Origin of the sequence: Haloarchaeobius amylolyticus (assembly GCF_042678045.1) — an archaeon.
Lineage (GTDB): Archaea > Halobacteriota > Halobacteria > Halobacteriales > Natrialbaceae > Natrinema > Natrinema amylolyticus_A.
The window spans coordinates 401,275-422,211 of the sequence record NZ_JBHUDI010000004.1; the positions used below are offsets into that span (position 1 = coordinate 401,275).

21 protein-coding genes and 1 tRNA gene are annotated in these 20,937 nt (G+C 64.9%); 14 read left to right on the top strand and 8 right to left on the bottom strand.

Annotation, left to right across the window (positions count from 1 at the left end; translation table 11 throughout):
• Positions 1 to 50 precede the first annotated feature (50 nt).
• Entirely contained in the window at positions 51 to 413 is a 363-nt protein-coding gene (locus ACFR99_RS08255) for an Hsp20/alpha crystallin family protein (RefSeq protein ID WP_390286206.1), read from the bottom strand.
• A 101-nt stretch (positions 414 to 514) separates the two neighbouring features.
• Between ACFR99_RS08255 and ACFR99_RS08260 the strand changes: the two genes are divergently transcribed.
• Together ACFR99_RS08260 and ACFR99_RS08265 are read left to right on the top strand one after the other, a co-directional pair.
• Complete coding sequence (locus ACFR99_RS08260; RefSeq protein ID WP_390286208.1) at positions 515 to 1,819, top strand: molybdopterin molybdotransferase MoeA; 1,305 nt, start codon at positions 515 to 517, stop codon at positions 1,817 to 1,819.
• Positions 1,820 to 1,895: 76 nt separating this feature from the next.
• On the top strand, positions 1,896 to 2,246 hold the full coding sequence (locus ACFR99_RS08265; RefSeq protein ID WP_390286210.1) for a nuclear transport factor 2 family protein: 351 nt from the start codon (positions 1,896 to 1,898) through the stop codon (positions 2,244 to 2,246).
• Between the two features lie 165 nt (positions 2,247 to 2,411).
• Here the strand turns inward: ACFR99_RS08265 and ACFR99_RS08270 are convergent, their stop codons facing one another.
• The 3 genes from ACFR99_RS08270 to ACFR99_RS08280 all read right to left on the bottom strand — a co-directional run bounded on the left by ACFR99_RS08270 (position 2,412) and on the right by ACFR99_RS08280 (position 6,393).
• A complete protein-coding gene (locus ACFR99_RS08270; RefSeq protein ID WP_390286212.1) occupies positions 2,412 to 3,539 on the bottom strand; it encodes a serine hydrolase domain-containing protein in 1,128 nt (375 codons plus the stop codon).
• A gap of 138 nt (positions 3,540 to 3,677) precedes the next feature.
• Positions 3,678 to 5,156 (bottom strand): MATE family efflux transporter, encoded by a 1,479-nt coding sequence (locus ACFR99_RS08275; RefSeq protein ID WP_390286214.1) that lies wholly within the window; start codon positions 5,154 to 5,156, stop codon positions 3,678 to 3,680.
• Between the two features lie 124 nt (positions 5,157 to 5,280).
• Positions 5,281 to 6,393 (bottom strand): acyltransferase, encoded by a 1,113-nt coding sequence (locus ACFR99_RS08280; RefSeq protein ID WP_390286216.1) that lies wholly within the window; start codon positions 6,391 to 6,393, stop codon positions 5,281 to 5,283.
• A gap of 486 nt (positions 6,394 to 6,879) precedes the next feature.
• On the opposite strand from ACFR99_RS08280, the gene ACFR99_RS08285 reads away from it, so the two are divergent.
• Positions 6,880 to 8,733 carry a molybdopterin biosynthesis protein gene (locus ACFR99_RS08285; RefSeq protein WP_390286218.1) on the top strand — a complete coding sequence of 618 codons (1,854 nt, stop codon included), beginning with the start codon at positions 6,880 to 6,882 and terminating at the stop codon, positions 8,731 to 8,733.
• A 65-nt stretch (positions 8,734 to 8,798) separates the two neighbouring features.
• Here ACFR99_RS08285 and ACFR99_RS08290 read toward each other — a convergent pair whose 3' ends face one another.
• Positions 8,799 to 8,978 carry a hypothetical protein gene (locus ACFR99_RS08290; RefSeq protein WP_390286220.1) on the bottom strand — a complete coding sequence of 60 codons (180 nt, stop codon included), beginning with the start codon at positions 8,976 to 8,978 and terminating at the stop codon, positions 8,799 to 8,801.
• A 136-nt stretch (positions 8,979 to 9,114) separates the two neighbouring features.
• On the opposite strand from ACFR99_RS08290, the gene ACFR99_RS08295 reads away from it, so the two are divergent.
• Positions 9,115 to 10,083, top strand: a complete 969-nt coding sequence (locus ACFR99_RS08295; RefSeq protein WP_390286222.1) for an ABC transporter substrate-binding protein — start codon at positions 9,115 to 9,117, stop codon at positions 10,081 to 10,083.
• Positions 10,080 to 10,523, top strand: a complete 444-nt coding sequence (locus ACFR99_RS08300; RefSeq protein WP_390286224.1) for a desampylase — start codon at positions 10,080 to 10,082, stop codon at positions 10,521 to 10,523. The genes ACFR99_RS08295 and ACFR99_RS08300 overlap by 4 nt, the downstream gene beginning before the upstream one ends.
• 86 nt (positions 10,524 to 10,609) lie before the next feature.
• Here the strand turns inward: ACFR99_RS08300 and ACFR99_RS08305 are convergent, their stop codons facing one another.
• Together ACFR99_RS08305 and ACFR99_RS08310 are read right to left on the bottom strand one after the other, a co-directional pair.
• On the bottom strand, positions 10,610 to 11,050 hold the full coding sequence (locus ACFR99_RS08305) for a hypothetical protein (protein ID WP_390286226.1): 441 nt from the start codon (positions 11,048 to 11,050) through the stop codon (positions 10,610 to 10,612).
• A gap of 108 nt (positions 11,051 to 11,158) precedes the next feature.
• Entirely contained in the window at positions 11,159 to 12,643 is a 1,485-nt protein-coding gene (locus ACFR99_RS08310; RefSeq protein ID WP_390286228.1) for a sulfatase-like hydrolase/transferase, read from the bottom strand.
• 123 nt (positions 12,644 to 12,766) lie between these two features.
• Between ACFR99_RS08310 and ACFR99_RS08315 the strand changes: the two genes are divergently transcribed.
• From ACFR99_RS08315 to ACFR99_RS08355, 9 genes are all read left to right on the top strand, one after another.
• Positions 12,767 to 12,976 (top strand): hypothetical protein, encoded by a 210-nt coding sequence (locus ACFR99_RS08315; protein WP_390286230.1) that lies wholly within the window; start codon positions 12,767 to 12,769, stop codon positions 12,974 to 12,976.
• Positions 12,977 to 13,226: 250 nt separating this feature from the next.
• On the top strand, positions 13,227 to 14,375 hold the full coding sequence (citZ, locus tag ACFR99_RS08320; RefSeq protein ID WP_390286232.1) for a citrate synthase: 1,149 nt from the start codon (positions 13,227 to 13,229) through the stop codon (positions 14,373 to 14,375).
• Positions 14,376 to 14,546: 171 nt separating this feature from the next.
• The gene (locus tag ACFR99_RS08325) at positions 14,547 to 14,954 is read left to right on the top strand and encodes a gamma-glutamylcyclotransferase family protein (RefSeq protein ID WP_390286234.1); all 408 of its coding nucleotides are present in this window, start codon (positions 14,547 to 14,549) and stop codon (positions 14,952 to 14,954) included.
• Positions 14,955 to 15,207: 253 nt separating this feature from the next.
• Positions 15,208 to 16,419, top strand: a complete 1,212-nt coding sequence (gene ilvA / locus ACFR99_RS08330) for a threonine ammonia-lyase (protein ID WP_390286236.1) — start codon at positions 15,208 to 15,210, stop codon at positions 16,417 to 16,419.
• A 53-nt stretch (positions 16,420 to 16,472) separates the two neighbouring features.
• Entirely contained in the window at positions 16,473 to 16,853 is a 381-nt protein-coding gene (locus tag ACFR99_RS08335; protein ID WP_390286238.1) for a Rid family detoxifying hydrolase, read from the top strand.
• Positions 16,854 to 16,914: 61 nt separating this feature from the next.
• Positions 16,915 to 17,115 (top strand): hypothetical protein, encoded by a 201-nt coding sequence (locus ACFR99_RS08340; RefSeq protein WP_390286240.1) that lies wholly within the window; start codon positions 16,915 to 16,917, stop codon positions 17,113 to 17,115.
• Positions 17,116 to 17,162: 47 nt separating this feature from the next.
• Positions 17,163 to 17,244, top strand: a tRNA-Ser gene (locus tag ACFR99_RS08345).
• 316 nt (positions 17,245 to 17,560) lie between these two features.
• Positions 17,561 to 18,106, top strand: coding sequence for a hypothetical protein (locus ACFR99_RS08350; RefSeq protein ID WP_390286242.1), 546 nt, complete (start codon positions 17,561 to 17,563; stop codon positions 18,104 to 18,106).
• Positions 18,107 to 18,440: 334 nt separating this feature from the next.
• A complete protein-coding gene (locus tag ACFR99_RS08355; RefSeq protein WP_390286244.1) occupies positions 18,441 to 19,154 on the top strand; it encodes an SOS response-associated peptidase in 714 nt (237 codons plus the stop codon).
• On the opposite strand, the gene ACFR99_RS08360 is transcribed toward ACFR99_RS08355, so the two are convergent.
• Positions 19,155 to 20,798: an ABC transporter permease gene (locus ACFR99_RS08360; RefSeq protein WP_390286246.1), complete on the bottom strand. Its 1,644-nt coding sequence runs from the start codon at positions 20,796 to 20,798 to the stop codon at positions 19,155 to 19,157.
• Positions 20,799 to 20,937: the final 139 nt, after the last annotated feature.

A 20,937-nucleotide genomic window follows, 5' to 3' on the forward strand; every position in this document is an offset into this window, starting at 1 on the left:
TGACGAACCGCTTGTACGCGCGAAGAGAGGCCAGTCTCGGTCACCCCGTGTTAGGCGTCCTCGTCGACGATCTCGATCGTCGTCTCGTCGCTGGCACCCCGTTTCGGCAGGACCAACTCGAGGACGCCCCGATCGACCGTCGCCTCGGCGTTGGCGTCGGATGCGTCGTCGGGCAGCGGGAGGTCGACGTCGAAAAAGAGTGAGCGTTTCTCCTCGATGTACTGGTAGTCGTCGGTCGGCTCCTTTTCGCGGTGGGCATCGATGGAGATTCGACCGTCTTCGATCGCGAGGTCGAGCGACTCGGCGGATACTCCTGGGACGTCGAGGACGAGCAAGTAGTCGTCCTCGCTTTCGAGCAGATCGAAAAAGACGTCCTCGGAGAGATCCCGCAACGCGTCGCGGAGCGCTGACATGGATGCAGGTTCGAACGCCGCGACGAAAAACCCCGCGGTCGCGGCGATTTGCCTCCCCATGGGCCCCCACGCTTTTGGCGTCCGGCGACTCGAGTCACGGTATGGAAGGTGCCGACCGCGAGCGAACGGAGGCCGGGTTCAAGGTGCGAACACCGGTCGCCGAGGCGCGCCGAATTCTCAGCGACGCAGTCAGAGAGCGGGGCGACGACGTCCCCTGTGGGACCGAGACCGTCGACGTCGCGCGTGCGGACGGCCGAGTCCTCGCTGCGCCCGTTACGGCCGCACGGAACGTCCCCCACTACCAGCGGGCGGCGATGGACGGCTACGCCGTCCGGGCCGCGGACACGTTCGGGGCCAGCGAGCGCTCGCCCGAGGTGGTGCGAATCGTCGAACCCGACGCGTCCGACGAGGAACACGCCACCGCCGATCGCATCGAACCGGGGACGGCCGCGCGGGTCCACACCGGCAGCGCCCTTCCCGAGGGGGCCGACGCTGTCGTCATGATCGAACGCGTCACCGAACGCGAATCGCTCGGCGAACTCGAGGTCGAGGACGCCCTCGCGGAGGGCGAAAACGTCGCGCCGGTCGGCGAGGACGTCGCGGAAGGCCAACGGCTCTACGAGGCCGGCCACCGGCTCCGGCCCTCGGATCTGGGCCTACTGCGGTCGGCGGGGTACGGACAGGTCGCGGTCGCCCAGCGACCCACGGTGGGCGTGATTCCGACGGGCGAGGAACTGGTCGCTGGCGACCCCGACCCCGGCGAAGTAATCGAAACCAACGGCCTCACCGTCTCGCGGCTGGCCCAGCGCTGGGGCGCTCGCGCCACGTATCGCGACGTGGTCACCGACGATCCAGAGTCGCTGCGCGTGGCCATCCAGCGCGACCTGACGAAGGACGTGGTCGTCACGACCGGCGGCTCCTCGGTCGGCGAGCGAGACCTGTTGCCGGAGGTAATCGACGATCTGGGCGAGGTGCTGGTCCACGGTGTCGGACTCAAACCCGGCCACCCGGTCTGTCTCGGGATCGTCGAGGACACGCCCGTGCTCGCGCTGCCGGGGTATCCCGTCGCCTGTATCATCAACGCCGTCCAGTTCCTCCGGCCGACACTGCGCTGGCTCGAGGGGACGACGCCCGATCCCCATCCGACGACGCAAGCCCGGCTCGAGCGCAAGATCCCGAGCGAACCCGGCACACGGACGTTCGCACGGGTGCGCCTCGAGGCCCGCGACGAGGACGACCTGGACCGGGACGAACCCGCGTACACGGCGATTCCGACCCGGGCGAGCGGTTCGGGCGTGCTCTCGAGCGTCGCGCTGGCGGATGGCTGGGTCGTCGTCGACGACGACCGCGAGGGGATTCCGGCCGGTGAGACGGTGGCCGTCGAGAACTGGGAAATCAACCCGTAACGATCCTCGAGAGAGGGCTATTCTTCCCCAACCTTGATATCGACATGTGTTGCCAACTCTCATTGAGGAATCCCAAATGACAACGACTGACGACGTACTCGACCACCACCTGACGGCCTTCGGCGAGCAGGATCTCGAGGAGATTATGGTCGACTACACCGACGAGTCGGTGATCGTGACGAACATGGGGACGTTCCGGGGACTCGAGGAGATCGAGGGGCTCTTCGAGAACCTCTTCGCGGAGTTCTCCCAGGAGGGGACGACGATCGACATGCAACAAGAGACCGTCGAGGACGAGTTCGCCTACATCGTCTGGGTAGCCGAATCCCCCGAGAACGTTTACGAGTTCGCCACAGACACGTTCTACGTTCCCGAGGAGACGATCCTGTTCCAGACCTTTGCCGGGCATATCTCGCCGAAGGATTGAGACGGTCCTCTGTCACGATATCCCGGTGGTCCCGCAGGACAGTCGCGGTCCCACTGGCACTGACTGACAGTAATCCGTATGAGACGCTCTGCTGGACCGACGGTCCGGTGTCTCTGCACCACGGGTCGCGAGTGCGCCGAAATTGATCGACAGGAGTCCGTCTCCTCACCGCAGCGCGAGCCGGACGGCGTCGGCCAGCGCGTTCACCCGGGCGATGTGTTCGTAGGTACCGTCGCGGACCCCGTTGGTGACGTACGCGAAGCCAATGTTCTCCTCGGGGTCGGCCCAGCCGACGCTGCTCCCGAGGCCGGCGTGGCCGAAGACGTGTGCGGGAGAGAGCGTGCCGTAGGGTGCAACCGTCGTTCCGCCTTTCCAGAAGCCGAGCGCGAACCGAGCCTCGCGGTCGAGCGTCCCGTCGGACGCCGTTTCGGCCTCGAGCCGGGTCATCCGGTCGACGGTCCCGGACTCGAGGAGGCGAGTTCCCTCGAGTTCGCCCCCGTTGGCGAGACAGGCATAAAAGCGAGCCATGTCCCTCGCGGTGCCGATCCCGTTGGCCGCCGGGACCACGGCCCGGTGGACCGTTTCGGCGTTGAACGGGGCCGCGACCGCGGCGTTGTCGCCGAGTCCCTCGCCCGGGTCCCGACAGCGGTCGAACGGATCGAAGCCGACCACTGTTGCCACGTCGTCGTCCTCGTCCTCCCGGAGGCCGATGCCGGTGTGTTCCATCTCGAGCGGCTCGAAGACGCGCTCGGCGGCGGCTTCCTCGATCGGCGTGCCGGAGACACGCCGGACAAGTTCGCCGACCAGCCAGCCGAAGGTCAGCGCGTGATAGGCCGGCAGCTCGCCCGGTGGCGAGAGCGGGTCCTGTTCCTCGAGCGTCTCGACGACGCTGTCCCATTCGTCCCAGACGGTCGGCCGATCGTCGATCTTGCTCTTTTGTAGGCCCGCCGTGTGGCTGAGCACCTGTCGAACGGTGATTTCGGCCTTGTCGGTGCCCGCATCGGCGAATTCCGGCCAGTGGTCGACGACGCGGTCGTCGTACGCCAGTGCCCCCTCCTCGATCAGCGAGTGTAGCGTCACCGCGGCATAGGGTTTCGTACACGAAAAGAGAACGTGACGCGTTTTGTGGGTCTCTGCGTCGCCATCGGGACCAGCCGTGCCGCCCGCGAGGTCGATGACGAGCTCGCCGTCGACGAAGACGGCCAGCTGTGCCCCGTGGTGGAGCCCGACCTCGAGGTGTCGTTCGAAGAGGGCGGCAATGCGCTCGCGATCGGTATCGGCAAGCCGTGACATACCACGTGCAACCAGCAGCGGGATTGTAATCGTTCCGCCCGAGACAGCTATCCAGTTATACGGTCTAGTGTAACGATTTCCCGGCGCACCTGCAGGACGGGTCGCGGGTGCGCCGGCACCCACTGACGGGAGTCCGTATTAGTCGCTCGCCGACGAGTCGGGCCGATACGCGCGGCTGATCGTCTTCCAGTGGCCGGTCGCAAACCGGTAGTACGTGACCGCGGCGGGCACGAACGTCTCGAGGATCAACGCGGCGTAGAGCGCGCCGATGCCAAGCGGCGTCACGGTCTCGAGGAACGGAATCGGAATCGAGACGGCACCGACGAGAGCGACGGGCAGCGCGAAGCCGTACAGCCCGAGCACCTGTCCGTAAAACGGCCAGCGGGTGTCGCCGCTGGCGCGGAGTGGCCCGGTCGCGCCACCGCTGATACCGCGGAAGACGACGCTGACACACGCGACGGCGATAAAGGCGGTCACGAGCGGCAAAATCGATGGATCGGACACGAACAGGCGACCGACCTGCTCGGCGAAGACGAGGACGAGCGCCCCGCTAACGAGATAGACGCCGGTGCCGAACCAGAGGACGTCATGGCCGTACGCGTCGGCGTCCCCTTCGTCACCGGTTCCCAGTTCCTGCCCGACCAGACTGCTCGAGGCCAGCGAAAAGCCCCAGCCGGGCGTATCCATCAGGTCCCGGACGCGGCGGGCGACGACGTAGGCGGCGAGGACGTTCGGGCCGAAGAGCGCGACGATCGCGAGCATCGGGAACTGGGCGGCCCGCCGTGCGACGTTGGTGAACACCAGTGGCGTCCCAATGGTGAGCACGTCGCGGATTTCGCCGGCTGTCGCGTACGGCCACCCGATGCTGACCGTCACGGGGAACGCGCCGATCAGCGGCAGCCGGCCGACCGTGAACCCGACCACGAACGCCGCCAGGACGAGACCGTTCGCGACGACCGTGCCGATCGCCGCACCGACGACGCCCAACTCGAGGACGAAGAGCAATACCCCGTTGAGAACCACGTTGACGACTGCGCCGCCCGCCCGAAGGGCCATCGGCGTCCACGCGTCGTCCGCGCCGACGAGTGTCCGACTGGCGATAAGGTTCAGCCCTGCCAGCGGGACGCCGATGGCGACGACGCGGAGGTAGTCCGCACCGAAGGCGATCGCGGCGGCGTCGTCGCCGATGAGCGCAATCAGTCGCTCAGCACCCATCCCGTAGACGGCAGCAAGCGGAAGCAAGATTGCGACGACGATGACGCCGCTCGTCGTCACCGCGAGTGAGAGTCCCGCGGCGGTCCCGCCGCTGTATCGCTGGGAGACAAGACTGATGGTCGCACCGGCGACACCACCACCGACCGCAAAGGCGAGTCCCCAGTACGGTGTCGCAAGGCCGACGCCGGCGATCGCCGCCGGGCCGAGCGCGATCCCGACCATCGCGACGTCCGCCGCGGACTTCGACATCCGCGCGATCCCCGTGACGATGCGCGGCCAGGCGAGGTCGGTCGTCCGCTCGGCGCGTCGCGGATCGATCACGCCGACCCGTGCCAGCAGGTAGCCGACCGCCAGCAGCAGCCATCGGATGGGATTCGGGATATCTCTCGATCGAGCAGCCACGAGAGCCCGTTCGTGATCCGGCACTAAAGGCGCTCATATGTCGGGCCGGTCCGGTCAGAATGCACCCGTCGCTGACACAGTACATCGAAACCGGGTGTTCTCTTCCGCACTTCGAGTGTTCCGCCTAGTTCGAGTCACGATCTCGAGCCGATCGTACTCGCGAGCGGTAGATTCGCCAGCGGTCACTGACCCAGACCCTGCGCGCTGCGACGTAGACGAGTGCGGCGCCGAAGAAGGTGAGCGGCGTCAACGTGAGATGCCACAGGAGCGTGCTTCGGACCTCGTAGCCCACGAGATCGAGCGCTTCACCTATTCGCTGGAGCGGGTACAATACTGCTGGATGGGCGATATAGATACCGACCGCATAGGTTCCCCACGACGGTACCGGCGTCGACCGTCCGAGCTCCGGCCTCGAGAGAAGAAACAGAAATAATGACCACGTAAACAGCGCAGTTCCGATCGTGTAACTCGCCGTGTAGACCCCTTGAGCGAACGTCTCACCCGTGAGGACGTATCCGAGTACGTATCGTTCACCGAGATGGAGCACGCCGAAGACGACGGTTGCCACGAGATAGCGTGTGCTCCGCTCGGGGCCCGGCTGCCAGCCGCGCGAGTAGATCGCGTAGCCGAGGCTCGTATAAAAGAACCCGAAGAACAGCGCGTCTCTAATCTCGAACGGGATATCCACGAACGTCGTATAACTCGCACCCAAGAGCCCGATCACGTGGAATACGAGCGAAATCGGAACCAGATAGGCCGTCTTGTCGACCCGAACGAAGAGTGACACGAACGTAAGCGAGAGGAGGAGGGCCGGGAGAAACCAGAGGATCTCGGATACCGACGTCCCGTAGTACAGTAGCGCGGGCGGAGACACGAATTCGGTCAGTTTGAGCGCACTGCTACGGACGAGATCTCTGTTTTCGGCGCCTGCACGCACAGCCGTTCCTGCGAGGAAAACCGGCGCGGAGAGCAACAGCCCGGCCGCGTAAAGCGACGCGATCGTGGTCACTCGATCGGTGAAATAGTCGGTCAGCTCACGACGGGCAGTTTTGCGGGCGAAAAAATACCCCGATGCCATGAAGAAGAACGGAACCACGAATCGTGCAACCGAGTCGATCAGAAAATTCACCATGTTCCCGGTCGCTCCGAGCCCCCTGAACGGATCCGTGTGAATCGCAACGACGAACACCATTGCGATTATTCGCACCGAATCGATGCTGTAGATGCGATCAGACATCACTCGTACACCTCGCGGTTCCGCGATCGATCACTGGCTGGCTGTCTCTCGCAGGCGACTGTGCTCCCGGCGCTCGAGCATGCCGCTGCTCAGCCTCGGCCGTCTCCACGGCACGAAGGTGTATCCGGTGCCTGCAGTTCTCCATATCACCCGTTCAGCCACCGATTCCGTTACTATCAGTACAGCAAGCCTGTTTCGCCGCTCTTACGCGTCTGATACAAGCGTTTCAGCGGTGTTATAGTGGCAACTGAAACGATTTCCACTGATCGCTCGACAACTGTGCGATCAGGTATACGCTGTCCTGCTGAACGATGGACGACGCAGGCGGACCACTGTCTCTGCGTCGACTGTTGCACGATCTAGAACTGACATCGACGGTTCGTTCAGCGTCCAGGTGAAGCGTTCGCTGAGTACGCAGCGGACTCGGCACGCGGGTCTCAGACTCGAGAGACTGACGTTTTTACCCCCGGCACGCGAAGTGCCGCTATGAATCGCAAGGAGTTTCGTGATCTTGCCACCCCCGCGGAGGCACGCGAGGCGATCGACTCGCTGGCCCTCGAGGCGGGCATCGAACGCGTCCCGCTCGCAGAGGCGCGGGGCCGCGTGCTCGTGGCGCGACTCGACGCCGAACTCGATGTCCCGGGGTTCGACCGGGCGAGCCTCGACGGCTACGCCCTTAAGGCGCGGGACACGTTCGGCGCGGACGAGGCCGATCCCGCCCGGCTCGAGCTCGTCGGCGAGGTCCACGCTGGCGAGGAGCCCGACGTGACGCTCGAGGAGGGGCAAGCCGCCGAAATCTCGACCGGCGCGGTGATGCCCGACGGTGCCGACGCGATGGTCGCGGTCGAGCGCACAGACATGGATTCGGAGGGTGACGATGTGCTGGTCCGCACTGCAGTCGCCCCCGGTGACAACGTCATGTTCGCCGGCGCGGACGTCGCCGCGGGCGAGCGCGCGCTCGGGCCCGGCACGCAGATCACGCCCCGTGATATCGGCCTGCTGTCGGCGCTGGGGGTCGACGAGGTGCCGGTCAAAGCGAGGCCACGCGTCGGTATCGTTTCGACCGGCGACGAACTCGTGCGACCGGGCGAGAACCTCGCGAGCGAGCGCGGAGAGATCTACGACGTCAACAGCTACACGATCGCCGCCGGCGTCGAAGACGCGGGCGGCGAGGCTGTCCTCTATCCGCACGCCGGCGACGACCAGGACGAAATGGAACGAATCCTCCGCGAGGCCGCCGACGAGTGTGACCTGGTGCTCTCCTCGGGGTCGACCAGTGCCAGCGCGGTCGACGTCATCTACCGCGTCATCGAGGAGCAAGGCGAGTTGCTGCTCCACGGTGTGAGCGTCAAGCCGGGGAAGCCGATGCTCATCGGCCGTCTAGACGATTCGGCATACGTTGGCCTCCCGGGCTATCCCGTCTCCGCGATGATGGTCTTTCGCACCTTCGTCGCGCCGGCGATCCGCGAGGCTGCCGGGATTCCGGAACCCGCGTCGGCAACCGTCGCCGGCCGCCTGGCCCGACAGGAACGCTTCGAGGAGGGCCGCCATCGGCTCATGCCCGTCGGGCTCGTTACCGATGGCGACGGCGAGCCGCTCGTCTACCCCGTCGACAAGGGCAGCGGTGCGACGACCACGCTCGCCGACGCCGACGGCGTCGTCGAAGTCGGCCCCGAGACCGACTATCTCGAGGCAGGTGAACCCGTCACCGTCACGCTGTTCTCGCCGGACGTCCGGCCGCCGACCCTCTTTGCCGTCGGCGAAGACGATCCGACGTTCTCGCGGGTGCTCGACGGGCTCGCGAATCCGCGCTACCTCTCGGTCGGCACTCGGCCTGGCCTGCGACGGCTCCGCGAGGGGGTTCCAGACGTGGTCGTGGCTGCGGGCCCGCTCGAGGCCGACGTCGAGACGACCGAACTCGGCCGCTGGGAGCGCGAGTGGGGGCTGGTTGTCCGCGCCGGCAACCCCGACGAGATCGAGAGACTCGCCGATCTGATCGATCGCGACCTGCGATTTATTAATCGGACGACCGACTCGGGACTGCGCTCGAGTCTCGATGCGACGATCGCTGACCTCGCGGACGACCGGGGGACGACCAGACGCGAGCTGACCGCCGCGATCGATGGCCACGATCTCGGCCTGCGCGCCCACGAGAGCCCCGCCCGGAAGGTCATCGCGGGCGACGCCGACGCCGGCCTCGGCCTGCGCGAGACTGCCGACCGGCTCGATCTGGGTTTCGTCCCGATCGGCGAGCAGCCGGTGTGGGTGCTGGCGAACCCCGACCGGACGGACAAGGACGGGGTTCGAGAGCTCGAGAAAGCGCTCGCGGACGTGCAGTGACTGTCGCTTGCGGTCGCCCCTCGAGCGACACGGTAGCGCTACACCAGCCGACCGATCACTCGGGCCTACTCCTCGGCGTCACCGTTCCGAGTCGCCTCCTGCCACGACGAAGCGTCGAAAAACGACTGGAGCGCCATCAGCACGCCGACGTACGTTCCGAACGCGACGACGACGACCGGAACGATGATCGCGAGTACCAGTCCGCCGAGAGGGTTCGCACCGAACAGCTGTAAGAGGGCTGCCATACCCCATCCAGGGTGGACGGATATGATATATCGTTCGAACGCGTCCGCGTTCGCGAGCGCCCGTTCGAGCAGAAGTGGTCGCGAGACCGGATATCCGACGAGGCTGCTTTTGGTTGCCCGCTCCCTACGAGGAGCCATGCGAATCGTCACGACGCTTCCCTCGGCAACCGAAATCGTCGCCGCGCTGGGACTCGAGCCGGTCGGCGTTTCCCACGAGTGCGACTATCCGCCGCGTGCCGCGGCTGCCCCCGCGGTCACTCGGTCGCGAATCAGCGAGGCGCAAAGCGCCTCGAGCGCCGAGATCGACCGCCAGGTCCTCGAGGTCGCCGAGACCGAGGACGGCGTCTACGAGATCGACGTCGAGACGCTCGACGATCTCGAGCCGGACGTGATCGTCACACAGGGGATGTGTGACGTCTGTGCGGTCGACGAGACCGTCGTCGCCGACGCCGTCGACCGGATTTCGGCCGATCCCGAGGTCGTTCCGACCGACCCTCACAGCGTCGGCGACGTGCTCGACGATCTCGAGCGAATCGGCCGCGTCGTCGGCCGCGAGGATCGCGCGGCCGAGGTCCGTGCCGACCTCGAGTCCCGCATCGACGCCGTTCGCGACCGAACTGCCGATATCGACGCGGCCGACCGCCCACGGGTGGCGATCTTCGACTGGACCGACCCCGCCATGATCGCGGGCCACTGGACGGCCGAACTCGTCGACTGGGCTGGCGGCGACTATGGACTGGCCGACGTCGGCGAGCGCTCGCGACCGCGCGAGTGGGACGAGATCCGCGCGTACGATCCAGAACTCGTGGTCGTCGCGCCCTGTGGGTTCGGCCTCGAGCAGATCGCACGGAACCGAACCGACCTTACCGAACGCGACGGCTGGGACGAGCTGACGGCAGTCGGAGAGGGACGCGTCTGGGCGATGGACGGCGACCACTACCTCAACCGGCCCGGGCCGCGGCTGGTGGACACGCTCGAGGCGCTGGCACCGATCGTCCGACCCGACCGGTTCGACGATCCTGATTCGGACGTCGCGGTTCCGTTCGACGACCTCGCAGGGCCCGAGTCGGCTTCGAACGCGTCGGCTGCTGACTCGCGCTCGTGATCGTCATCCCGTCCGCCGTTCGCGAGACGATCCGCGAACGCGCCCGTGAGGGACAGCCAAACGAGATCTGTGGCATCCTCGGCGGCGCGTACGAGTCCGAGGGGGCGAGCCGCGTCCGGTCGCAGTATCCAGCTGACAACGTCGCCGCGAACCCGCGAACGCGCTACGAGATCGACCCCGAACAACAGCTGGCGATCTTCGACTGCCTCGAGGATCGCGGCGAGGAGATCGTCGGCTTCTATCACTCCCATCCCCGCGGCCCGCCGCGACCGAGCGAGACCGACGCCGAACTGGCGACGTGGCCCGATCGGTCGTACGCGATCGTCTCGCTCGAGCCCCGCGAGATCGGCTCGTGGCGCTGGCGGGACGATACCGAGCGCGACGGGGACGAACCCGGAGCTGGCGGCCGTTTCGAGCGCGAACGGCTCGTCGTCGATTGACCTGTTCATACGAACTTCTGTCAGTCAGTGCTAGTGCACCTGCAGGTGGGTGCGGTTGCACCAGTCTCTCGTGACAGCAGCTCGTATCAGTCGTCCGTGTCTGCCTCGAGTTCGTCGCCCCTCTCTCGCGCCTCAGCGGCTCGCTCGCGGAACTCCTCGATCCGCTGGCGCAGTTTCTTCCCGGCGATGTATTTGAACTCGTCGGGCATCATCCCGTACTCGATGTCGAGCGTAATCATCGTGTCACAGCCCTCGACGATTTCGGGGGCCCAGCTCCCTTGCGCCAGTTTAGACTCGTCCGTGACGACCGCCTCACCGTCCTCGATGTCAATGAAGGCGGTCACGGTGTTCCAGATGTTCGGATTACTCGAGCTCGCCTCGTCGAACAGCCCCTCGAGTCGCGATCCCTTGACCTCCTCGTTGCGGAGTTCCTCAAGGAGGTCCTCGAGGGCGTCGGCCACTGCCTCGTGTTCGGCGGCTTCCTCGCGAAGCTCGGTCGGTGACTCGTCCGACCCGTGCTCCGTCATCGACTCTCCCTCCGTTCGTCGCTGTCCGCGATCATAGACGAGGGTAGCCGCTTCAGAACCGTAAACGTACGCTTCGAATCGAGGTCGGCGGGTCGACTCGAGCAGTGGTTACGACGCGTCCTCGAGGACGCCGGTCACCCAGACGCGATTGGGGTCTTCGGTCTCGTCCATCCAGTTGGCCAGCCTGGTTCGCATGTCTCGTCGCACGTCGTCGTATTCGGGATGATCGATCAGGTTTTGTAACTCCGCGGGATCGGCCGCGAGATCGTACAGCTCGTCGATGTCGGGCCCGTTGTAAACGTACTTGTACCGCTTGGTGCGGACCATCCGCTGGCTGTAGAGGCCGAACTCGTCGCCGTGGTACTGGGAGAACGTCGACGTCGCCCACTCCGTGTCGGCCGGCAGGTCGCCCCCGTTCTCGAGGAGCGGAAGCAGGCTTCGCGAATCGAACGCTTCAGGAACGGAGACGTCGGCGATCTCGAGGAACGTCGCCGCCAGATCGTGCAGATGTACCGGAACATCACTGGTCACGCCCGAATCGACGACGTCCGGCCAGCGCACCTGCAGTGGAATCCGGTACGTGTCGTCGTACATGATCGGACCCTTGTTGAACTGGCGGTGGCTGCCGGCGAAGTCGCCGTGGTCGGAGGTGTGAACCACGACCGTCTCGTCAGTCAGCCCGTGGGCGTCGAGTGCGTCGAAGATGCGCTCGAGCTGGTGGTCGATTAGCGTGATAAAGCCCCAGTACTTCGCGATCGCTTCCGCCCACAGCCCCCAGTCGAAGCCGTCGACGCCACGATACGCGAGGTAGTTCTCGTGGACGCGAGGCTTGCCGTCGTAGGTCTCGGCGTAGCTGTCGGGCCGCTCGATATCGTCGGGGTCGTACAGCGAGGCGTAAGGCTCCGGGACGACGTAGGGGTGATGCGGGCCGTAAAAGTCCGTCCGGTGGAAAAACGGACCATCCCGGTCGTCGTCGGCGTGCGCTTCGATCGTGTCGATCGTCCGTTCCGCGAGAAAATAAGCCCGCGTCTCCTCGACATCGACCGGCGTTGTCGCGGCGACGAACGTCCCATCGTCGCCATCTCGTGGATCGTTGCCCGTATAGAGCTGGTCCTCGAGTTCGACGTCGTCGACGGGGGTGCCACGTTTCTCGCGATATTCGCGGAATGCCTCGTCGATGTCGTCGTGGTGGACGTCGCTGCCGCCGAGATACGAGAACCCGAAGTCTTCGGGGGTCTGGTCGCGACCGGTGTGCCACTTCCCCGTATAGGTGAGGTCGTAGCCAGCATCGGCCAATGCCTCCGAAAACGTCCTGATCCCCTTGGGAAGGTTCGGCTGGAGGGAATCCGGCTCGTGGCAGTTGTTCAGCATGCCGTGGCGGTGGGGGAATCGCCCGGTCAACAGAGAGGCGCGCGCGCTCGTGCAGATACTAATCGGCGTCACCGCGTTCGTAAAGCGGATGCCCTCGTCCGAGAGCCGATCACTTCCTGGCGTTTCGACCGGTGGGTCGCCGGGGGTGCTGGCGTCGTATCGCTCCTGGTCGGTGAGGAGGAGCAAGACGTTCTGGCGGCTGTCGGCGTCAACGTCGGCCATCGGGCATCGTACACCGACGCCGTAGTTAATTGTGTGACCTGCACGTGGGTGTTCGTCCGGGGATCATAAGATGCCGCCGTGTGAACCCAACCGTTGATTTATCAGTCGTTCGATCGTGGACACGTGCCGAGCGCGTACTGTGGCGAGTGTGAATGGCAGTATCGAACCGATGCGGATGGGGACGATGCGGCTGCGCTCAGCCGCGCAATGATCGATCACTTCGTCGAGACGGGCCACTCGCCGGTCGAGCGGTGTGACGCGACGGACCGCTCGCCGGCCGACGACTCGCTCGAGTCAGCGGATCGAACAGCAACGTGTCCGCGTGACTCGTGACCGACTCGTGATACGACGACGCTGAACGCGATCCTCCGCGGAGAGCTGTCGGTAGATGTCCCGCACAGTATGACCGATCGTCAAATAGTGCCGGGTGACGGTGGCGCACACCTGACTATATGTCCACCGCAATTCGGAAACATACTTTGGTCACGCGTAGAAACTGGACGGCAACCATTGATTTGGCGTGCTATCATCCGTCACCGACCAAACGATAATACTTTTCCATTAGGGTCCGAAATCCCTGAGTATGTCTGACGACCTCAAGAAAGGGCTCGAGGGTGTGTTAGTCGCTGAATCGGGACTCAGCTCGATCGACGGCGATGCGGGCCGACTGATCTATCGCGGCTACACGATCGAAGACCTCGCGCGCGGTGCGAGTTACGAGGAAGTCCTCTACCTGCTCTGGAACGGTCACCTCCCGACCGAGGACGAACTCGGACCGTTTACGGATGCGCTTATGGAGGAACGCGAGGTCAGCGAGGACGTCCTCGCGACCATGGAGCGCCTCGCCGCGGCTGACGAGCGGCCGATGGCAGCCCTGCGGACCGCTGTCTCGATGTTTTCGGCCTCTGAACCCGAAGCCGACGCCGATCCTGAGGATCTCGATGCGACGCTCCGGAAGGGACGCCGAATCACGGCCAAGATCCCGACCGCGCTCGCGGCCTTCGAGCGCTACCGGCTCGGCGAGGAGCCGGTCGACCCCCACCCTGACCTCGGGCTCGCGGCGAACTTCCTCTACATGCTGACCGGCGAGGTGCCCGACGATGTCGCCGCCGAGACGTTCGATCAGGCGCTCATCCTCCACGCCGACCACGGCCTGAACGCCTCGACGTTCACCGCGATGGTCATCGGCTCGACGATGGCCGACATCTACAGTGCCGTCACTGGCGGCATCAGCGCTCTCTCCGGACCACTCCACGGCGGTGCGAACCAGGACGTCATGGAGGTCTTGATCGAGATCGACGAGAGCGACCTCGACCACCGCGAGTGGGTCGAGCAAGCCACTGCAGAGGGACGGCGAATCCCCGGCTTCGGCCACCGCGTCTACAACGTCAAAGATCCCCGCGCGAAAATCCTCCAGGAGCGCAGCGAGGAACTCGCTGACAACGGCGAGGACAAGTGGTACAAGTACACCACCACCATCGAACAGTTCCTCACCGAGGAGAAAGGCCTCGTCGAGAAGGGCATCGCCCCGAACGTCGACTTCTACTCGGGCTCGGTCTACTACCAGCTCGGCATCCCGATCGACATGTACACGCCGATCTTCGCGATGAGCCGCGCCGGCGGCTGGATCGCCCACGTCCTCGAGTATCAGGAGGACAACCGCCTCATCCGCCCGCGCGCCCGCTACACCGGCCCGGAGGATCAGGAGTTCGTCCCGATCGAGGAGCGGTAACTGTAGCGTCGGTTCAGTTTTCGTCCCCGTTTCGCCGTCGACAGCGCTCGAGCGCGCCGCTTGCTGCGTACGTCGACCGCCGATCGTGTCTCTCTACCGTTTACGAGTATCTACCGTGCTATTCTACGAGCCGACAGTACAGGCAAGTCCCTCGCGCCACAACGACCGATCGTGGCTGTCTTCGTCTACGGAACGCTGACCGATCCCGAACGGGCCGCAACCGTCCTCGGTGACGGCTTGCAGTATGAGTTCGTCGGCCGCGCGACTCTTGAGGGACTGCATCGGGTCGACGGCCGGTATCCGACGCTCGCGCCCGGCGGCAGCGTCGATGGACGGTTGCTCGCGGTCGACGATGCGGGCCTCGAGCGACTCGACCGGTACGAAGGTATCGAAAGCGGGCTCTACGTCCGCGTCGCGGTGCCAGCCACAAGCGGTGTGAGGGACGATCGCTGCTGGGTGTACGTCGGCGAGCCGGATCGACTCGACGTCGACGGAACGTGGCCGGGGTCCGGACCGTTTCGCGATTGCGTCCAGCGAGTCGTTTCGCGGCGGGCCGTCGTAGTCCGACGGACCGAATGACGTCTGTCTGTCTTCCGTCTGACGCCGTTCGAAACCCGCCGCATGCTTGCGGTTTCACTTTCGCCGCGGGTGCATGAGATTTATATGGTCTGGGTTCCCTTGTCCATTCGCACGTCACACGCCGTGCATTCCCTGTATTCCCTGTCGTGCTACACTGCTGTAGCACATCCCTGTTGGGGGACGACGGTGGGCCCGGGACGGCTCCCTGGTCCCCGACAGTAATCCTTACACGGCACGCCGAGTAGACAGGTGTATGCTCGAACTCGCGGATATTCTCGAGGCGCGCGAGCGGGTCCAGGAGACCTCCCGACACACGCCCCTCGAGCACTCGCACACCTATTCGGCGATGACCGGGGCCGACGTCTACCTCAAACTGGAGAACTTCCAGCGGACGGGCGCGTTCAAGATTCGCGGCGCGACAAACCGGATCGCGACGCTCTCTCAGGAGCAAAAGGACGCGGGCGTGGTCACTGCGAGCGCGGGCAATCACGCCCAGGGGGTCGCGCTCGCGGCGACACGCTCGGGCGTCGACTCGAAGATCGTCATGCCAGAGCACGCGCCGATCTCGAAGGTCAAAGCGACCAAAAGCTACGGTGCTGAGGTCGTTCTCGCGGGACGGGATTACAACGAAGCTGCCGAACGCGCCCACGAGATCGAACGCGAGGAGGGTCGCACCTACGTCCACGCCTTCGACGACGAGTACGTGATGGCCGGCCAGGGAACGATCGGCCTGGAAATTCTCGAGGACTGCCCCGAGGCTGAGACCGTCGTCATCCCCATCGGCGGTGGCGGCCTCATCAGTGGTATCGCGACCGCGATCAAAGAACAGAAACCGGACACACGTGTCATCGGGGTCCAGGCTGAAGGTGCCTCGAGCGCAGCGCCGTCGCTCGAGAAAGGCGAACGCGTCTCGATCGACGAGGTCGACACGATCGCCGACGGGATCGCGACCCGCAGCATCGGCGAACAGACCTTTCCCCACATTCAGCAGTACGTCGACGAGGTCGTCACCGTCTCCGATTCCGAGATCGCCGTCGCCCTGGTCTACTTACTCGAGCGCTCGAAGACCCTCGTCGAGGGCGCGGGCGCGGTCCCGCTCGCGGCCGTCCTCTTCGAGAAGTTCGACTACGCCGAGGACGAGGTCATTGTCACCGCACTTTGCGGTGGGAATATCGATCTCAACACGCTCACTAACGTCATCGTCCGCGGACTGGTCGAAACCGGCCGCTATCTGAAGATCCGGACCGTCCTGAAGGATCGGCCTGGCGCGCTCGAGGACCTGCTAGACATCTTCACTGCCCACCGGGCGAACATCTACGCGATCCACCACGATCGGACCTCCCGCGAGGTCGAGATGAGCGACACCGAAGTCGAGATCGAACTCGAGATGCGCGGTCCCGACCACGTCGATGCGTTCCTCGCCGATCTCCGTGATGCAGGCTACGTGGTCGACGTGCTGGCCTGACTCCGCTCTTCGTTCCGCCTCCTTTTAAGCCAGCGCCGGCCGAGACGTGAGCTATGAAGCGCATCATCGAGACCGACAACGCACCTGCCGCGGTCGGTGCCTACAGTCAAGCGACCAGCAACGGCTCGCTGCTCTTTACCGCTGGCCAGATCCCCCTGACGGCCGACGGCGACCTGCTCGACGACGAGCCGATCGCGGCCCAGACCGAACAGGCCCTCTACAACCTCGACGCCATCCTCGACGAAGCCGGTGCGTCGTCCGACGACATCCTCAAAGTCACCGTCTTCCTCGCGGACATCGACGACTTCGACGCGATGAACGAGGCCTACGCCGACTACTTCGACGACGAGCCGCCGGCCAGAAGCGCCGTCGAAGCCGGCGCGCTTCCGAAGGGCGTCGGCGTCGAAATCGAAGCCATCGCAAGCCTCGAGTGAGGCGGTGAGCGTCCCGTGAGCACGTCGCCGTCGAAGCTGTTGGGAACTCGAGGCGCGCGCCATGTCAGCCTTGCTGTGGGGCGCTGTCGGCTGCCTATCGGTGCTGGTCTGTGTCCAGGGCTACACGCTGTTCGTCGCCCCGCTCGTGACGATCACGCAGGCGCTGACAGTGGCGCTGCTGGTCGGATCCGTCGTGGCTGGTGGGGCGTACGTGCTCGAGCCACGGCTGGCCGCGTGGGCGGCCAACCGCACGACGGAGTGAACGCATCTCGTAAGGGTTAAACCACGGACGCGGTTAGGATGACGTGAGCCAGGATGGCCGAACGGTAAGGCGCACGCCTGGAAAGCGTGTTCCCTTTCGGGATTCAGGGTTCAAATCCCTGTCCTGGCGTTTCTGTCGCGAACAACTCCGTGAGCGACAGATACCTAACGACTGAATTTGAATCAGGGAGGTCGCGCACAGCGAGCGACGCGAGCGATTCGGATTCGAAAAACGACACACGCAGGATTTGAACGAGAGAAGACGCAGCGGCCGAACGAAGTGAGGGTGACCGTCTTCGCGTGGTTCAAATCCCTGTCCTGACGTTTTCGTGATTGTTGGCCGTTCACAAAAGCAGATGTCGTTCGTCGCATCTCGAGTCCCCTGTGGAACGATCGCCAGTAGAGTCCAGAAGACTTTCATGGCTGGTTCCACCAGCGCGTCACGGATGCGACGAGTACTGCTCGCCGTGACGCTGGCGCTGCTTGTATCGATTGCCGGATGTTCGGGGCTCGGCGGTGAAACGGCCGATCCCTCGTCGGACGACGAGACCCAACTCGAGAACGGGAGTACGCTCGAGTCCGAGGATCCGACCACCAACGCGATGGACACCAATCAGTCGGTCCAAATCGAGGCCAACGAGTCGGTCGCCGGAAGCGAGTTCGAGTCGCTCTCGGTGAGCTACCCACGCGAGAACTTCACCGTCGACAGCGCCCAGCACGACGAGATCGTGCTCGGCGTCGACACGAACGGTGACGGCGCGGTCGACCGATCGTTCAACGAGACCCATATTAGCGGCGTCAACAACAACGACTACTCGTTCAGTATCGAACTCGACACCGACTACACGCTCGAGGCTGGCGACGTGATCGTCACAGAGTATCCTGCGGTGGACAACCCGGCCGAACAGGGAGAGTACACGGTCGAGGTGACGCTCAACGAGGCCCAGACCGCAACCGGCACAGTCACCATTACAGACACTGAGACAGCCTGATACTGTCGGTCGTTGACGAACGCGCTGACGAAGGGTAGGGGTACGCGAAGGAGGCGCTGGATTACTGCTCGAGTTCCACGGGGGAATCGGTCGCGATCCAGCAGTGAGGGTCATCCGGATCTCTGAGTTGTAACTTACCGCTTTGACACACCACCATTTCGTATTGGTCGTCCATGATGACCCATCGATGACGACACTGGGATCGATTATCGTAACGGGGCCCGTACCGTCCGGTTTCACGACGGTAGGGACTGCATACCGGCCGTGTACTGCCGTGTGAGTGTGCTGCTGGCCGGGCCGATAGCCTTTGGCCCCGCGTCCCGTTGAGACGGATATGTGTGGTCGCTACACGCTCGTCGTCGAACAAGCCGAACTCGAGGCGCGGTTCGATGCCCGGTTTCGCGAGGACGGGGCCGAGTCGAGTTTCAGCCCGCGCTACAACATGGCACCCGGCCAGCAGCTACCGGTGATCACGAACGAGCAGCCGGAGACGATTCGACGGCTCGAGTGGGGGCTGGTGCCGTCCTGGGCCGACGACGACAGCGGCGGGCTGATCAACGCACGGGCCGAGTCGGTTGCCGAGAAGCCGAGTTTTCGGGATGCCTACGAGCAACGGCGGTGTCTCGTTCCGGCGGATGGATTCTACGAGTGGATCGACACCGAGGACGGGAAACAGCCCTATCGGGTTAGCTTCGAAGACGATCGCGTGTTCGCGATGGCCGGCCTCTGGGAGCGCTGGGAACCCGAGACGACTCAGACCGGCCTCGACGCGTTCGGCGGCGGTGTCGACGAGGGGACCGAGTCCGGGCCCGTCGAGACGTTTACCATCGTCACGACGGAACCCAACGACCTCATCGCGGATCTGCACCACCGGATGGCGGTGATTCTCGAGCCTGACGTCGAAGCGCAGTGGTTGACTGGCGAGGCCGGGCACGACGTCCTCGAGTCGTATCCGGCAGCCGAGATGCGAGCCGATCCGGTGTCGACGGCGGTGAACGATCCATCGACCGACGAGCCCTCGTTGATCGAGCCGCTCGAGGGTGCGTGATCAGAGCCCTTCGCGGCCACCCTGTGAGAGCATGACGAGGATCGAGAGGCCGGAGACGACCAGCAGGATCAGCGCGGGGATCACGGCGTACTGATAGTAGGCGGCCTCCTGGGCCCGCCAGATGATCGTCACGAGCGTCTCGAACTCGTAGGGGCGGAGCATCAGCGTCGCCGGGAGTTCCTTCATCGTCGTCAGGAAGACCAGCGCCGCGCCGGCGGTGATGCCGGGTGCGATCAGCGGGAGGGTGATCTTCCGGAACGTGCGCAGCGGCGGCTCGCCGAGCGTCTGTGCGGCTTCGACGAGTTTCGGATCGACCTGCAGGGTCGTCGATCGGATCGAGCCCACTGCCTGTGGCATGAATCGAACGACGTACGCGAAGACCAGCAGCGGGATCGTCTGGTAGAGTTCCGGCAGCACCGCCCCGACGAGGTCGTTGTAGTAGCGGACGTTCTCGTACCCCGTGGCGAAGAAGACCAGTGCGAGCGCGAGCGCCACGCCCGGGACAGCGAAGCCGACGTAGGTCGCGCGTTCGAAGACGACCGAGAGCGGGGAGTCGTATCTGGCCGCGAAGTAGGCGACGGGCAGCGCCACGAGCACGGCGATGAGCGCGGCCGCACCCGCGACGGTAATCGAGTTGAGGGCATACGACAGCTCGAAGCCCAGCGACGGTCGCGCGTTCGGATCGGCCGTCACGAGCCAGAGCCCGAGGATCCACAGCGGGACCAGGAGTGCAACCGCCGTCACCGCTGCGGGCAGTGCCATCGCCGGCCACCGCCAGCGGCCGAGTTCCACGACCGGCCCGCTCGAGCCCTCGCCGCCGTCGCCCTGAACCGTGTCGTTCGGTCGGATCCACCACTCGAGGGCCAGCACGACGAGGACGATCGAGAGCAACTGGAGACAGAGAATGGCCGCGTAGTTCCGATTGAAGGCGTTGTATTCGACGTAGATCTGGCGGGTGAACACCGGCAGTTGCATGATCGCAGGCGTCCCGAAGTCGGAGACGGCATACAGGGCAGCCAGCAGCGCACCGGCGACGATCCCCGGACGGACCTGTGGGAGCGTCACGCGGCGAAACGCCGCCCACGTGCTGTGATTGAGCGTGCGTGCAGCGTCGAGCAGCGTCGTGTCGAACGAGAGCAAGGCGGCGCGAGTCGTGAGATAGACGTATGGATAGGTATACAGCGTGATGACGAGCGTCGCACCGCTGAGCCCGTAGATCTCGGGTAATCGGCTGATCCCGATCGGCTCGAGCAGCGACTGGAACTCGCCTTGGGGGCCGAACGCGGAGACGAACGAGAAGGCACCGATATAGCTCGGTACCACGAGCGGCAGGGCGACGACGATCGACCAGAACCGACGAAACGGGAGGTCGGTCTGGACGGTCAGCCATGCGAGAGGGACTCCGATCAGGACGGACGCGGCCGTTACGGCGGTCATCAGGAGGATGCTGTTGACGACGACCTCGACCGTCTCGGAGCGACTGAGGAGCTCCCACGTTCGGCCGGGGTCGACGGTCGTCGCTTCGAAGACGAGCCACGTCAGCGGCAACACCATGCTGGCGGCGATGATCCCTGAGAGCAGTGCCAACCCCAACGGTGGCCCGTCGGTCGTCTCGGTTCGTCGGCGCGGGAAGAGCGATCTCATAGGTTGGAAAGTGAGCGATATCGATCGGCAGCGACGTGACGAACGGGCATCGGCGCGAGACGGGTTCGGCCGGTGTGGTCCTCTCGTCTGCCCGCCGTCGACTGCTGTCGCTCGTTATTCGTGGCTCTCGTTCCAACGC

What these genes read in the sequence shown, in the direction of transcription:
- ACFR99_RS08350 (WP_390286242.1), top strand. Translation starts at nt 17,561, where the DNA reads ATGCGACGAGTACTGCTCGCCGTGACGCTGGCGCTGCTTGTATCGATT.
- ACFR99_RS08295 (WP_390286222.1), top strand. Translation starts at nt 9,115, where the DNA reads ATGCGAATCGTCACGACGCTTCCCTCGGCAACCGAAATCGTCGCCGCG.
- ACFR99_RS08255 (WP_390286206.1), bottom strand. Translation starts at nt 413, where the DNA reads ATGTCAGCGCTCCGCGACGCGTTGCGGGATCTCTCCGAGGACGTCTTT.
- ACFR99_RS08310 (WP_390286228.1), bottom strand. Translation starts at nt 12,643, where the DNA reads ATGGCCGACGTTGACGCCGACAGCCGCCAGAACGTCTTGCTCCTCCTC.
- ACFR99_RS08270 (WP_390286212.1), bottom strand. Translation starts at nt 3,539, where the DNA reads ATGTCACGGCTTGCCGATACCGATCGCGAGCGCATTGCCGCCCTCTTC.
- ACFR99_RS08355 (WP_390286244.1), top strand. Translation starts at nt 18,441, where the DNA reads ATGTGTGGTCGCTACACGCTCGTCGTCGAACAAGCCGAACTCGAGGCG.
- ACFR99_RS08260 (WP_390286208.1), top strand. Translation starts at nt 515, where the DNA reads ATGGAAGGTGCCGACCGCGAGCGAACGGAGGCCGGGTTCAAGGTGCGA.
- ACFR99_RS08340 (WP_390286240.1), top strand. Translation starts at nt 16,915, where the DNA reads ATGTCAGCCTTGCTGTGGGGCGCTGTCGGCTGCCTATCGGTGCTGGTC.
- ACFR99_RS08285 (WP_390286218.1), top strand. Translation starts at nt 6,880, where the DNA reads ATGAATCGCAAGGAGTTTCGTGATCTTGCCACCCCCGCGGAGGCACGC.
- ACFR99_RS08265 (WP_390286210.1), top strand. Translation starts at nt 1,896, where the DNA reads ATGACAACGACTGACGACGTACTCGACCACCACCTGACGGCCTTCGGC.
- ACFR99_RS08360 (WP_390286246.1), bottom strand. Translation starts at nt 20,798, where the DNA reads ATGAGATCGCTCTTCCCGCGCCGACGAACCGAGACGACCGACGGGCCA.
- ACFR99_RS08305 (WP_390286226.1), bottom strand. Translation starts at nt 11,050, where the DNA reads ATGACGGAGCACGGGTCGGACGAGTCACCGACCGAGCTTCGCGAGGAA.
- ACFR99_RS08290 (WP_390286220.1), bottom strand. Translation starts at nt 8,978, where the DNA reads ATGGCAGCCCTCTTACAGCTGTTCGGTGCGAACCCTCTCGGCGGACTG.
- ACFR99_RS08280 (WP_390286216.1), bottom strand. Translation starts at nt 6,393, where the DNA reads ATGTCTGATCGCATCTACAGCATCGATTCGGTGCGAATAATCGCAATG.
- ACFR99_RS08335 (WP_390286238.1), top strand. Translation starts at nt 16,473, where the DNA reads ATGAAGCGCATCATCGAGACCGACAACGCACCTGCCGCGGTCGGTGCC.
- ilvA (WP_390286236.1), top strand. Translation starts at nt 15,208, where the DNA reads ATGCTCGAACTCGCGGATATTCTCGAGGCGCGCGAGCGGGTCCAGGAG.
- citZ (WP_390286232.1), top strand. Translation starts at nt 13,227, where the DNA reads ATGTCTGACGACCTCAAGAAAGGGCTCGAGGGTGTGTTAGTCGCTGAA.